Raw genomic sequence first — 12,355 nt, 5'->3', positions numbered from 1 at the left:
CCATATCAGATTCAGGGGCCTGCGGTCAAAAGCGTTCCACGTGGAACATCGCACTATCAGCCATCACACGCGGAAATTTCGCTCACTTCCCGATACAGAATCCCGAGAAGAGACGGTCGAGCATATCCTCGGTCCCCGCCTGTCCGGTCAGCGCATCAATGGTTCGCCGCCCCAGGCGCAACTCCTCCGCCAGCACCAGCAGGTCGCGGGCCGCGCCTGCGGCGAGCAGATGGTCGTGCAGTTGGCGCACGCCCTCCCGTTGCCGCGCATGCAGGGCATAGTCGCCCTCGCCCGGCAGCAGCGTCGCCGCCCGATCGAGCAGCATCGCCACCAGCGCGTCCATCCCCTCCCCCGTCCGCGCCGACAGACGCAGGCCGGGCCGGTCGGAACCATATAGCGCGACATCGCTCTGCGCCGCGATCAGCAGCGCATCCTCGCGTGGTGCCTCGGCCGGATCGCCCAGCCACAGGATGATGTCCGCCGCCTCCAGCGCGGCGCGTGCGCGGTCGATGCCGATCGCCTCGATCGCGTCGCCGGTCTCGTCGCGTAGTCCAGCCGTGTCGGTGAACAGGAAGGCGGTGCCGCCAATCGCGGCGGGCACTTCGATCCGGTCGCGGGTGGTGCCGGCAATATCGGACACGATCGCCGCCTCGCGTCCCACCAACCGGTTGAGCAAGGTCGACTTGCCGGCATTGGGCGGCCCGGCCAGCACCACCCGAATGCCATCGCGCAGCCGCTCGGCAGAAGGCGCCGAAAGCAGCGCGCCGACATCATCCGCCAGGGCCATCACCCCCTGCCCGATCCGCGCCTCGATATCGGCGTCGGGCACATCATCCTCGTCGGAGAAGTCGAGCGCGGCCTCGGCCATCGCCGACAGGTCGAGCAGCCGCATGCGCCAGCCGTCGATCCGCTGCGAGAAATGGCCCTCCATCATCGCCAGTGCCGCGCGCCGCTGTTGCTGCGTCTCGGCCGCCAGCAGGTCCGCCAATCCCTCGACCTCGTTCAGGTCCATGCGGCCATGGGCAAAGGCGCGGCGGGTGAACTCCCCCGCAGTCGCGCGGCGCAACTCTGGCATCGCGCCCAGCGCCGCCTCGACCGCAGCAATCACCGCGCGGCCACCATGGCAATGCAACTCGGCCATATCCTCGCCCGTCACCGTGCGCGGCCCCGGCAACCACAAGAGCAGCGCCCGGTCGAGCGGCGTACCGTCACGCGGATCGCTCAGCAGCGCCAGGCTCGCCATGCGGGGGCTGGGCAGTCGCCCGGCCAGCGCCTGCAACGCCGCGCCCGCCATCGGGCCGCTGACGCGCACCACGCCAATCCCCGCCGGCGGCGCGCCGCTCGACAGGGCGAAGATCGTCTCGCTCACTTAATCCTTCTTGTCGCCATTCTTGCCCGCCATGCCGGACAGGCCGATATCCATCATCTGCTTGAACAGCCGCACGCCCGCATCGCCCATCGGCGAGAAGCTCTTGAACAGCGTCTCCATCTGCTCGACGCTGCCAATGCCGTCCATGCTGTCCAACATGGTCTTGATATATTTGTCGTGGATGGGGCTGACGTCCGGCAGGCCCAGAAAGGCGCGCGCCTCGGCCGGGGTGCAATCCACGTCGACGGTCACTTTCATCTGCTGCCCTTCCCTGTCGCGGTCATCCGCCTGTCGCTCCATCTCATGCCGCAAACAGGCCGGCGATGGCAAATTTTTTGGGCGCGACAGCGCGCTTGCACCCCTCGCCCAAGGCGCCAATATGCGCCTCGACCTAACAGACTCCCAAGGCGGAAGGATATCCCATGGCAGACTATATTCCGATCAAGACGCTGGAAGGCGACGGCCAGTTCGACGCCTATGTCGCCACGCCCGACAGCGCCCCCAAGGCGGCGATCATCGTCATCCAGGAGATTTTCGGCGTCAATGAGGGCATCCGCCGCAAATGCGACAGCTGGGCCCGCGCCGGTTATCTGGCGATCGCGCCCGACCTGTTCTGGCGCATCGATCCGCATATCGAGCTGGACGCTGACATCCCCGAACAGATGCAGCAGGCGCTCGACTATATCCCCCGTTTCAACCTGGATCAGGGCGTCCGCGATATCGAGGCGACCATCCGCGCCGCGCGCGCGATGCTGGAAGGCCCGGCCAAGGTCGGCGTCGTCGGCTATTGCCTGGGCGGTCGCGTTGCCTTCATGACCGCCTGCCGCACCGATGGCGATGCCTTTGTCGGCTATTATGGCGTGGGCATCGACGGGCTGCTGGGCGAACAACATGCCATCGGCAAGCCGACCATGCTGCATATCCCGACCAATGACGGCTTCGTCCCCGCCGACGTTCAGGCCAAGATGCATGATGGGCTGAAGGACAACCGCCACGTTACCCTGCATGACTATGAAGGGCTGGATCATGGTTTCGCTGCCGAGATGGGCGACCGCCGGGTCGAGGAAGCCGCCCAGCTGGCCGACCGTCGCACCGCCGACTTCTTCGCGCAGGCGCTCGCCTGATGTCGGGTGATGCATGGCGGATGATCGTCCGGGCCCATGGCGGCCCCGAGGCGATCGAGCGCGAGCGTTTCGATCCGGGCGCGCCCGGTGAGGGCGAGGTGCTGATCGCGCAGGATGCGATCGGCCTCAATTTCATCGACACCTATTATCGCACCGGCCTCTACCCCGCCCCCCTGCCCCTGACGCTGGGGTCGGAGGGTGCGGGCCATGTCGTTGCGGTGGGTGCGGGCGTCAGTGGCATTGCCGTGGGTGACAAGGTCGGCTGCGCCGCCGGCCTGGGCGCCTATGCCACCCATCGCATCGTCCCGGCCGACCGGGTCGTGCGCATCCCCGATGCGGTCAGCACGCGCGATGCCGCTGCAATGATGCTCAAGGGCATGACCGCCTGTTATCTGGCCGAGGACATGATCGACCTGCTGCCCGGCGATGTCGCCTTGGTCCATGCCGCCGCCGGCGGCGTGGGATCGGTGCTGGTGCCCTGGCTGCGCGAAAAGGGCGTGGTCGTGATCGCCCATAGCGGATCGCCCGAAAAGGCGGCCAGGGTCGATGCCGACCACAGCCTGTCCGGCCCGCTCGACGATCTGGCGGCGCAGGTGCGCGACCTGACCGACGGCAAGGGTGTCGCCGTTGCCTATGATGGCGTCGGCAAGGATAGCTGGGCCGCATCGCTCGCCAGCCTCCGCCGCCGCGGCCTGCTGGTCAGCTATGGCAATGCATCGGGCGCGGTGCCGCCGATCAGCCTGCTCGATCTCAGTCGCAATGGATCGCTCTATGTCAGCCGCCCGACCCTGTTCGACTATGTCGCGACGGCCGAGGATCTGGCCAACACCGCCGAACGCCTGTTCGACCGTATGGCACGCGGCATCATATCGGCCCAGATCGGCCAGAGCTTCGCTCTCGCCGACGCCGCGGACGCCCATCGCGCACTGGAAGGGCGCCAGACGACCGGCAGTACCATCCTGATCCCCTAAGCCTCTGGCTGATCTTCATAATCTCATCAGGGGCGGCATGACACATGCCGTCCCTTTTTTTGTGCAGACAGTCTGCCCGCCCTTCCCTATTGATCGTCATTTGCAGTATCCGACAGGAGATGCAGCCGTCCCGGAAGAACAAGAACATGCCCCGATTGGCCCAGTGGATCCTGTTGCCATGGTGGACCCTGCAGTTGGCGACTGGGGCCAAGTCCTTTCTCGACAATCCGCTGATCGGTTCGTCCCGGCTCAATGCGCTGGGCCTCCATGTCGGGCGCGTCAGGCTCGCCCAATGGATGACAGCCCGTCGTCGCTCGCGTCTCGCCGCAAATCTTTCCGCAGCCGATCGTCATGCCTTTGATCGCGACGGTTTCATCGAGATTCGCGACTTCCTGCCGCCGGAACAGTTTGCCGCCCTGCGCGAGCAGATTGCAGCCTATCAGGCTGTTCCACGTGAAATGGCACAGGGCCATACCATCACCCGCCGTTACGCACTGGACGGCGCCGCCCGGCGCGCAATGCCCGCGGTGGCCCGCTTTCTCGATCATCCCCGCTGGCGCGCGCTGGCGCGCTATGCCGCCGGCTTCAACGTCGAGCCGCTGATCTACATCCAGACCATTCTCACCCATCGGCGGGACGGTGCGCCCGATCCCCAGACCCAATTACACGCCGACACCTTTCACCCCGCGATGAAGGCTTGGCTGTTCCTGGAAGACGTCCCGGCCGAAGGCGGCCCCTTCACCTATGTCCCCGGATCGCATCGCTTGACCCCCGCGCGCGCAGCGTGGGAGAAGCAGCGCAGCCTGACAGCACGCGATGGCGATTGCCGCCTGTCGGCGCGCGGCTCGCTGCGGATCGACGAAGCGGAACTGGCCGGTCTTGGCCTGCCGCCGCCGCGCCAGTTTCCGGTCCCTGCCAACACATTGGTGATCGCCGACACTTTCGGCTTCCATGCGCGGGGCGAAGCGGCGCAGCGTTCCACCCGCGTCGAACTCTGGGCCTACGGCCGGCGCAACCCCTTCCGGCCGCTAGTGGGGCTCGACATTTGGAGCCTGCCCGGAATCACCGAACGGCGCATCAACCTGCGCTGGGGCCTGCGCGATGCCGTGGCACGCTGGATAGGCCATCCCTGGCGCCCCGCAGGCATGAAAAGGCCCGCCGACGACTGAGCGTGGGCGGGCCGATTGCGATAGCGTCGATCAGATCGATCAGAATAGTGTCAATATGCCGACCGACCGATCCATGATGCCGTCATAGATCATCGAGCAGGCAACATAAACGATCACCGCCAGGCCAATATAGGCCAGCCAGCGGAAGCGCTCGATATATTTGGCGATGATGTTCGCCGCGATGCCCATCATCGCCACCGACAGGATCAGGCCGATGATCAGGATGCCGGGATGATCGCGAGCCGCGCCGGCCACGGCCAGCACATTGTCCAGGCTCATGCTGACGTCGGCGATCGCCACCGACCAGGCGGCGGCGGCAAAGCTCTTGGCCGGGCGCACGCCCGATACATCATCGTCGCTCGGATCGTCGGGCGTATGCGCGCCGGCGTTGGGCCGCAGCTCGCGCCACATCTTCCAGCTGACCCACAGCAGCAGCAGGCCGCCGGCCAGGATCAGGCCGACAATCTGCATCATCTGGCTGACCACCAGCGCAAAGCCGATGCGCAGCACCAGCGCGGCGATGATGCCGATCAGGATGACCTGCTGGCGCTGCTTGGGCGGCAGGCCGGCGGCCAGCGCGCCGACGACGATCGCATTGTCGCCCGCCAGCAGGATATCGATCATCAACACCTGGCCAAAAGCGGCCAGGGCGCTGGGCGTCCCGATATTGCTGAAGTCGTTGACGATATGCTGCCAGATATCCGCCGGGGAACCGAGCCCCTGGGCGGCCGAAGCGGCGGTGGCGATAAGGTCGAGCATGACGGCCTAACGTCCCTGTATGTGAAAATGAAGAAAGCCGGACCATATACATGGCCCGGCTCTCACCGCAAAATATATGGCAGGGTGGCCGCACAACCGCGCAGCCGCCGCCGCGCTTACTGGTTCATGGTCGCGAAGAAATCCTCGTTGGTCTTGGAATCCTTCATCTTGTCGAGCAGGAATTCCATCGCGTCGACCGTGCCCATCTGCATGAGGATGCGGCGCAGCACCCACATCTTGCTGAGCGTCGGCTTCTCGACCAGCAGCTCTTCCTTGCGGGTGCCGGACTTGCCGACGTCCAGCGCCGGGAAGATACGCTTGTCCGCAACCTTGCGGTCCAGCACGATTTCCGAGTTACCGGTGCCCTTGAACTCTTCGAAGATGACTTCGTCCATGCGGCTGCCGGTGTCGATCAGCGCGGTCGCGATGATCGAGAGCGAGCCGCCCTCCTCGATGTTGCGCGCGGCGCCGAAGAAGCGCTTCGGGCGTTGCAGCGCGTTGGCGTCGACGCCGCCGGTCAGCACCTTGCCCGACGAGGGCACGACAGTGTTGTAGGCGCGGCCGAGGCGGGTGATCGAGTCGAGCAGGATGACGACATCCTTCTTGTGCTCGACCAGGCGCTTGGCCTTCTCGATCACCATTTCGGCGACCTGGACGTGGCGGGTGGCAGGCTCGTCGAAGGTCGAGGAAACGACCTCGCCCTTCACGCTGCGCTGCATGTCGGTGACTTCTTCCGGACGCTCGTCGATCAGCAGGACGATCAGGAAGACTTCGGGATGATTGTCGGTGATGGCCTTGGCGATGTTCTGCAGCATCACCGTCTTGCCGACGCGCGGCGGCGCGACGATCAGCGTGCGCTGGCCCTTGCCCTGCGGCGAGACGATGTCGATGACGCGGGCCGACTTGTCCTTGATGGTCGGGTCCAGCGTGTCGAGGCGCAGCTTCTGCTCGGGATAGAGCGGGGTCAGGTTGTCGAAATTGACGCGATGGCGGACGACGTCCGGATCATCGAAATTGACCGACAGCAGCTTGGTCAGCGCGAAATAGCGCTCGCCATCCTTGGGCGCGCGGATCTCGCCCTCGACCGTGTCGCCGGTGCGCAGGCCGAAGCGACGGACCTGGTTCGGCGAGACATAGATGTCGTCGGGACCGGCCAGGAAATTCGCCTCAGGGCTGCGCAGGAAGCCGAAGCCGTCCGGCAGCACCTCGATCGTGCCCTCACCCATGATCTGCGCGCCATTTTCGGCCTCGGCCTTCAGGATGGCGAACATCAGATCCTGCTTACGCAGGGTCGATGCGCCCTCGACGCCCAGTTCTTCCGCCATGGTGACGAGGTCGGCGGGAACTGTCTTCTTGAGGTCCTTGAGATGCATTGCGAGTCGGTCCGATGGAGTGAGGGATAGAATAGCCGGGTAAGAAAGGAGATTTTGCCCGGTCGATGTCTCGGGAAAGCCTCGCGCCGGACGGGCGAGGGGAATAGTCGGCGTTTAGCGAGCGCCCGGCCCTCAAGTCAAGCGAGGACATTTCCCTATTCCGCCTGAAATCATGGGCGATCCGGGGATTTTCGACAGGTGGTGCCCCATCTGCGGCGATGGACGACATATCCTGCCCCATGATATGATGAGACATAAAATATCGGAAGGATGAGGAAATGCGTTATTTCCGTGCCCTGATGGCGATCGCCACGGGCGCGCTCACCGCGCTGCCACTCGCCGCGCAGGATAGCCCCCCGCTCGATCCCGACATACCCCCCACCGTCGTCCGCACCGGCCCCTCGCTCGACGACCGCGTCACCATTCCCATCAATATCGACGGCAAGGGGCCGTGGAACTTCGTGATCGACACCGGCTCGCAGCGCACGGTCATCGCCCGCGACCTGGCCGACCGGCTCGCCCTGCCCAATCGGCGGATCGTCACCATCCTCAGCATGACCGGCAAGGCGGAGGTGCCGACCGTCGCCGTGCCCCGGCTCGGTTTCGGCGCGACCACGGTGGACGATATAGAGGCACCGGTGCTGAACGGCGAGCATCTGGGCGCTGCCGGCCTGCTCGGCCTCGACAGCCTGCATGCCAAGCGGGTGCTGCTCAATTTCCGCACCGGCCGGATGGAAATCAGCGAAAGCCGCCGTCTGCCCCCGCGCGATCCCGATGCGATCATCGTCGAGGCGCGCCGGCGCAAGGGACAGCTGATCCTGCTCGATTCCGACGTCAACGGGATGAAGGTGAACATCATCCTGGATACCGGCGCCAATTTCAGCGTCGGCAATCTGGCGCTGCGCGACAAGCTGGTGCGCAAGAAGCGCGCCCCCGAACTGCTGCAGGCCAGCCTCATCAGCGTGACCGGCGACACGCTGACCGGCGATGTCGGGCGGCTGGATTTCGTGCGCATGGGCCGGGTCAAGCTGACCGGTGTGCCGGTGCTGTTCGCCGAGGCCAGCCCCTTTGCCGAGCTGGGCCTGGCCGACAAGCCGGCGCTGATGCTGGGGATGAATGCGCTGCGGCTGTTCGACCGAGTGGCGATCGACTTCGGCCGGGGCAAGGTGGACTTCCTGCTGCCCGATACCGGTGCGCTCGATCCGGTCCGGCTGGCGGCCTCAGCGCCCCGTCAGGGACGCTGAGGCACAGGGTCAGGGATTGTCGGGGCGCTGCTGCTGGGCCGGCTGGCGCTGGCGCGGCGTGCGGCCCAGCACATTGTCGATCCATTGCTGGTCCAGGCGCGGCGGCGCCGGGCGATCGGCCGGATCGGGCTGAGCCATATCCTCGCCATCCTCCGCCTCGCTGCCGGCCGGCCGAGCACGGTCGATCGGCAGGCCATTTTCATCGACCATCATGCCGCCTTCCATGCCGTTATCCGGCTGGCCGTAATAGGCCTCCTCGTCCGGCTCCAGCTGCCATTCGGGCAGGGTGACCTGGGTCTCGAACTGCTCCACCGGCCGCTTGGCGACGGCGACCTTCATATAATCGGCAAAGGCGTGGGCCGGCGCGCGACCGCCATAGAGCGATGGCACCGCCTTGGCGTCATCCCGGCCGACCCAGACGCCGGTGGTGATGCCGCTGGAAAAGCCCAGGAACCAGCCATCCTTGCCGCTGTTGGTGGTGCCAGTCTTGCCCGCGACCGGGCGTCCGATCTGTGCCGCCTTGCCGGTGCCGGTGCTGACCGCGGTCTGCATCAGGTCGGTCATGCCCGCCGCGACCCAGGGCGCCACCAGCACGCGGCTGGTGTCATCCTGATGCTGGTAGAGCATCCGCCCGTCGGCGGTCGTCACCTTGGTGATGCCATAGGGGGTGACCGCCACGCCCTTGCGCGCGATCGAGGCGAAGGCGCGGGTCATGTCGATCAGCCGTACGTCCGACGTGCCCAGCACCATCGAGGGGTGGGTGTTGATCGGCGTGGTGATGCCGAAGCGGCGCGCCATGTCGGCGACGGTCGGGAAACCGACCTCCACGCCCAGCTTCGCCGCGACCGTGTTGATCGAATAGGCAAAGGCGGTGCGGATATCGATCGCACCGGCAAAGCGGCCATTGCTGTTGCGCGGGCTCCAGCCATTGATCGTCACCGGCTCATCGGTAACGCCGGTATCGGGCGTATAGCCTGCCTCCAGCGCCGCCATGTACACGAAGATCTTCCAGGCCGAGCCGGGCTGGCGCACGGCGGTCGTCGCGCGATTATAGTTGGACGTCACATAGTCGAGCCCGCCGACCATGGCGCGCACCGCGCCGTCGCGATCCAGGCTGACCAGAGCGCCCTGCATGCCGTTCGACACGTTTGCCTTCACCGCGGCGGTCGCGGCATTCTGCATGCCAAGATCGATGGTGGTATAGACTTCCAGCGGCTCATTGGGCTCGTCGATCAGCGTATCGAGCTGCGGCAGCGCCCAGTCGGTGAAATAGCGCACGCTGTTCTGCGGCGGCTCGGGCGCCATGCGCACGCCAGCCAGATTGGCATTGGCATGATCGGCAGCGCTGATCTTGCCATTTTCCTGCATCAGGTCGAGCACCACGCCGGCGCGGCCGATCGCGGCCTCGGCATCGGCGGTGGGGGAATAGCTGGACGGCGCCTTCACCAGGCCGGCGATGATCGCCGCCTCGGGCAGGTCCAGGCTCTGCGCGGGATGGCCGAAAAATTTGCGGCTGGCGGCGTCGATGCCATAGGCCCCGCCGCCGAAATAGACCTTGTTGAGATAGAGTTCCAGGATCTGCTGCTTGGAGAATTTGCGCTCCAGCGCCATCGCCAGCACCATCTCGCGGACCTTGCGGCCCCAGCTATAGCTGTTGTTGAGGAAGATGTTGCGCGCGACCTGCTGGGTGATGGTCGAGGCACCCTGCCAGCGCCGGCCGCTGCCGCGCCGTTCCAGCGCGACCCAGGCCGCGCGTGCCATGCCGACCGGATCGACGCCGGGGTGCATGTAGAAACGGCGATCCTCGGTCGATACCATCGCATCGACCATGACCGAGGGAATCTGGTCATAGCTCAGCCAGCGGCCGAAGCTCGGCCCCAGGGAGACGATGACCGATCCGTCCGCCGCATGGACGCGGATCATCTGGCCATTGGGGGAGGATTTGAGGCTGTTATAGTCGGGTAGCGACTGCATCGCGATGAACACGGCCACGCCGATCGCGACCAGACCGGCAAAGGCGCCGACCAGACCGATCTTTAGCCCGCGCACCAGCCATTTCTTCGCCTTGCCCGGCGCCTTCTTGCTCTTGTCAGATCGTGCCATTTGCCGCCCCGGATACGCGCTATTACCGGCCCGGACCAGCGCAAATCAGGGCGCTCGTCCGGAAAACTCCCCGGTCTGTAAGGATGATGCGGCTTTACCCGCGATGAATATATCGGTGGAGGTCCGAACAAGCCGGGGCGGGCAGGACATGCTGCCCCCGCCCCGCACCAGTCCGTCCCTATGACGCTCTTATTCCGCGTCGTCGCGCGATTTGAAATCCAGCGACGCGCTGTTCATGCAGTAACGCAGGCCGTTGACGCCGGGGCCGTCAGGGAAGACATGGCCCAGATGCCCCTCGCATGTGGCACAACGCACCTCGGTGCGGATCATGCCATGGCTGGCGTCGCGAATTTCCTCGACCGCGTCGATATCGACCGGCGCGGTGAAGCTGGGCCAGCCCGACCCGCTGTCATATTTTTCCTCGGCATCGAACAGCTCCGCGCCGCAACCGGCGCAATAATAGACGCCATCCGCCTTGTTGCTGTTATATTTGCCGGTGAAGGCCCGTTCGGTGCCCGCTTCGCGCAGCACATGATATTGTTCGGGGGAAAGGCGCGCACGCCATTCGGCTTCGCTCAGGTCCAGCTTTTCCATGGCCGCAATATGGCGTCCGCCGAAGCCCTTATCAAGTCCGCGATCAGGCCCGCTCGCGCGCCGCCTGTCGGGCGATCGCCAGCAGCTCGTGCCGCACCAGCAGATCGCCCAGCCCCTTGCCGCCGCGGCTGGACCGTTCGGCCTGGGCCAGGCGCTGGATGACGCGGGCGATGCCGGTCGCGTCCCACAGCCGCACCTGGCGGGTGACCAGCCCCTTCTCCTTCCAGAAGACCGCCTTGCCGGCCGATTCCACCGCCGCCTCCAGCCGCCCGCTGCTGTCAAAATCCGCGCGGATATTGGCGATCAGCATGGCACGGGTCAGCAGCGGCCGGATCACCGACGCCATGGCCGCGCCGATCTCCGCCAGATTATTGAGTTCCTTGTGCATCGCCCGAAGGTCGCCGCCCAACACCGCATTGACCAGCGGCGCCGCGTCGGAATCGGGATTGTCGGCCGACAGCGCGTCCAGCGCCTCCGCCGTCGCCTCGCGCGGCTGTTCCGGCGCGGCGTCGAGATAGAGGACCAGTTTCTCGATCTCGATTCCCATCAGCGCCCGGTCGCCATTGGCCAGGTCGACGATGCGGCGCGCCAGTTCCTGCGGCAGACGCAGGCCGTTCTCGCGCGCGGTCGCCATGGCGATCTGCTCCGCCTCGCGGGCATCGGGCTGATAGGAGATGAAGGCCATGCAGCCCTTGTGGTCGAGCGCCAGCTTGACCAGCTTCGACGTCGCCTTAAGCGCGCCGGCGATCGCGATCACCGGATTGCCCGCCGCCTCCGCCTCCAGCAACGCCGTCACCGCCGGCAACGATTCGTCGCCCATGCCGTTGATCCGCACCCAGCGCTTGTCGCCGAACATGGAGAAGGATGCCGCTTCGTCCGCCAGCCGTGCCGGATCCTCGCGCAGCGTGGCCACGTCCAGATCAACCCGCTCGGCCCCCGGCCCCATCGCCCGCTCCAGCCGCCTGGCAAGCGCGGTGCTGCCCGCCTCGTCAGGACCGTAGAGCAGGAAGAAGCGGATATCCGACGGCGGCGCGTCGAGCGCCTTTTCTATCTGGCCGCGATTGGCTTTCACTGGCCGGTCGACGCCGCCGACGATGGGGCTGTCGATGGCGCCGCCTGGGCACCTTCCTTGCGCGTCGCATACAGCGCCAGGCGGGTGACAATCTGGTCGGCGACGATCTCCGACAGCCGCTCCAGCGCCGTGTCTTCGGCCGCGATCGTCGCATATTCGCTCGACGTCGCGTTGATGCCGGCGTCCGACCCGGCGCTGTCGTCCAGCACCTGCGCACCGGTCGCTTCATCGATCAGCTGATAGCGCGCCCGCAGCGTGCGCCGCTCACGGGTGATGGCCGCGTCGGACCGCAGACCGAAACCGCTGATCTGGTCGTCCAGCTTCACCACCAGCTTGTAGCTGGGGCCGGAACCATTGCTGATCGCGCCAAGCCGGTCGTTGAGGGCGTTGCGCATCAGCCAGCCGCCCTTGCCCGCAATATCCTGCACCTCGACATGGCCCAGCCCCTGCGCCACCGCGCCATGGCTGCCGCCGCCATAGACCGGGCGCAGCCCACAGGCGGTGAGAAGAGGTGCGGTGAGAAGAGTCAGGGCGACGAGGGGAAGGATGCGCTTCATGGGCATGATCCTTATCCCGT

The 12,355-nt window shown here is 66.0% G+C and carries 12 protein-coding genes; 4 read left to right on the top strand and 8 right to left on the bottom strand.

All coding sequences use genetic code 11. The features are described from left to right. Positions 1-82: 82 nt before the first annotated feature. Both mnmE and AC0KVN_RS20350 read right to left on the bottom strand, forming a co-directional pair. The gene (gene mnmE / locus AC0KVN_RS20355; RefSeq protein WP_435567859.1) at positions 83-1,369 is read right to left on the bottom strand and encodes a tRNA uridine-5-carboxymethylaminomethyl(34) synthesis GTPase MnmE; all 1,287 of its coding nucleotides are present in this window, start codon (positions 1,367-1,369) and stop codon (positions 83-85) included. After that, on the bottom strand, positions 1,370-1,627 hold the full coding sequence (locus AC0KVN_RS20350) for a DUF6489 family protein (RefSeq protein ID WP_004209166.1): 258 nt from the start codon (positions 1,625-1,627) through the stop codon (positions 1,370-1,372). Positions 1,628-1,791: 164 nt separating this feature from the next. Between AC0KVN_RS20350 and AC0KVN_RS20345 the strand changes: the two genes are divergently transcribed. From AC0KVN_RS20345 to AC0KVN_RS20335, 3 genes are all read left to right on the top strand, one after another. Further along, positions 1,792-2,493 (top strand): dienelactone hydrolase family protein, encoded by a 702-nt coding sequence (locus AC0KVN_RS20345; protein WP_435567860.1) that lies wholly within the window; start codon positions 1,792-1,794, stop codon positions 2,491-2,493. Continuing rightward, positions 2,493-3,464 (top strand): quinone oxidoreductase family protein, encoded by a 972-nt coding sequence (locus tag AC0KVN_RS20340; protein ID WP_435567861.1) that lies wholly within the window; start codon positions 2,493-2,495, stop codon positions 3,462-3,464. The genes AC0KVN_RS20345 and AC0KVN_RS20340 overlap by 1 nt, the downstream gene beginning before the upstream one ends. A gap of 146 nt (positions 3,465-3,610) precedes the next feature. Then, positions 3,611-4,633: a phytanoyl-CoA dioxygenase family protein gene (locus AC0KVN_RS20335; RefSeq protein ID WP_435567862.1), complete on the top strand. Its 1,023-nt coding sequence runs from the start codon at positions 3,611-3,613 to the stop codon at positions 4,631-4,633. Between the two features lie 39 nt (positions 4,634-4,672). Here the strand turns inward: AC0KVN_RS20335 and AC0KVN_RS20330 are convergent, their stop codons facing one another. Continuing rightward, on the bottom strand, positions 4,673-5,392 hold the full coding sequence (locus AC0KVN_RS20330; protein ID WP_435567863.1) for a YjbE family putative metal transport protein: 720 nt from the start codon (positions 5,390-5,392) through the stop codon (positions 4,673-4,675). 116 nt (positions 5,393-5,508) lie between these two features. Continuing rightward, complete coding sequence (gene rho, locus AC0KVN_RS20325) at positions 5,509-6,765, bottom strand: transcription termination factor Rho (protein ID WP_004209171.1); 1,257 nt, start codon at positions 6,763-6,765, stop codon at positions 5,509-5,511. A gap of 278 nt (positions 6,766-7,043) precedes the next feature. Between rho and AC0KVN_RS20320 the strand changes: the two genes are divergently transcribed. After that, the gene (locus AC0KVN_RS20320; protein ID WP_048938030.1) at positions 7,044-8,009 is read left to right on the top strand and encodes a retroviral-like aspartic protease family protein; all 966 of its coding nucleotides are present in this window, start codon (positions 7,044-7,046) and stop codon (positions 8,007-8,009) included. Between the two features lie 9 nt (positions 8,010-8,018). Here the strand turns inward: AC0KVN_RS20320 and AC0KVN_RS20315 are convergent, their stop codons facing one another. The 4 genes from AC0KVN_RS20315 to lptE form a co-directional block, all read right to left on the bottom strand. Beyond that, positions 8,019-10,112: a transglycosylase domain-containing protein gene (locus AC0KVN_RS20315; protein ID WP_037519233.1), complete on the bottom strand. Its 2,094-nt coding sequence runs from the start codon at positions 10,110-10,112 to the stop codon at positions 8,019-8,021. A gap of 189 nt (positions 10,113-10,301) precedes the next feature. Then, the gene (gene msrB / locus AC0KVN_RS20310) at positions 10,302-10,706 is read right to left on the bottom strand and encodes a peptide-methionine (R)-S-oxide reductase MsrB (RefSeq protein WP_004209174.1); all 405 of its coding nucleotides are present in this window, start codon (positions 10,704-10,706) and stop codon (positions 10,302-10,304) included. Positions 10,707-10,749: 43 nt separating this feature from the next. Then, on the bottom strand, positions 10,750-11,778 hold the full coding sequence (gene holA / locus AC0KVN_RS20305; RefSeq protein WP_004209175.1) for a DNA polymerase III subunit delta: 1,029 nt from the start codon (positions 11,776-11,778) through the stop codon (positions 10,750-10,752). Continuing rightward, positions 11,775-12,335, bottom strand: a complete 561-nt coding sequence (gene lptE, locus AC0KVN_RS20300; RefSeq protein ID WP_435567864.1) for an LPS assembly lipoprotein LptE — start codon at positions 12,333-12,335, stop codon at positions 11,775-11,777. Before lptE ends, holA begins: the two co-directional genes overlap by 4 nt. Positions 12,336-12,355 lie beyond the last annotated feature (20 nt).

The sequence above is a fragment of the Sphingobium sp. SG1 genome (genome assembly GCF_057063145.1).
Note: the sequence above shows the minus strand (reverse complement) of the source record. Positions and strands in the feature narration are given on the sequence as shown.

Coding starts and splice junctions, on each gene's coding strand:
- AC0KVN_RS20350 (WP_004209166.1), bottom strand. CDS start 1,627: ATGAAAGTGACCGTCGACGTGGATTGCACCCCGGCCGAGGCGCGCGCC.
- AC0KVN_RS20345 (WP_435567860.1), top strand. CDS start 1,792: ATGGCAGACTATATTCCGATCAAGACGCTGGAAGGCGACGGCCAGTTC.
- AC0KVN_RS20340 (WP_435567861.1), top strand. CDS start 2,493: ATGTCGGGTGATGCATGGCGGATGATCGTCCGGGCCCATGGCGGCCCC.
- AC0KVN_RS20335 (WP_435567862.1), top strand. CDS start 3,611: ATGCCCCGATTGGCCCAGTGGATCCTGTTGCCATGGTGGACCCTGCAG.
- AC0KVN_RS20330 (WP_435567863.1), bottom strand. CDS start 5,392: ATGCTCGACCTTATCGCCACCGCCGCTTCGGCCGCCCAGGGGCTCGGT.
- rho (WP_004209171.1), bottom strand. CDS start 6,765: ATGCATCTCAAGGACCTCAAGAAGACAGTTCCCGCCGACCTCGTCACC.
- AC0KVN_RS20320 (WP_048938030.1), top strand. CDS start 7,044: ATGCGTTATTTCCGTGCCCTGATGGCGATCGCCACGGGCGCGCTCACC.
- AC0KVN_RS20315 (WP_037519233.1), bottom strand. CDS start 10,112: ATGGCACGATCTGACAAGAGCAAGAAGGCGCCGGGCAAGGCGAAGAAA.
- msrB (WP_004209174.1), bottom strand. CDS start 10,706: ATGGAAAAGCTGGACCTGAGCGAAGCCGAATGGCGTGCGCGCCTTTCC.
- lptE (WP_435567864.1), bottom strand. CDS start 12,335: ATGAAGCGCATCCTTCCCCTCGTCGCCCTGACTCTTCTCACCGCACCT.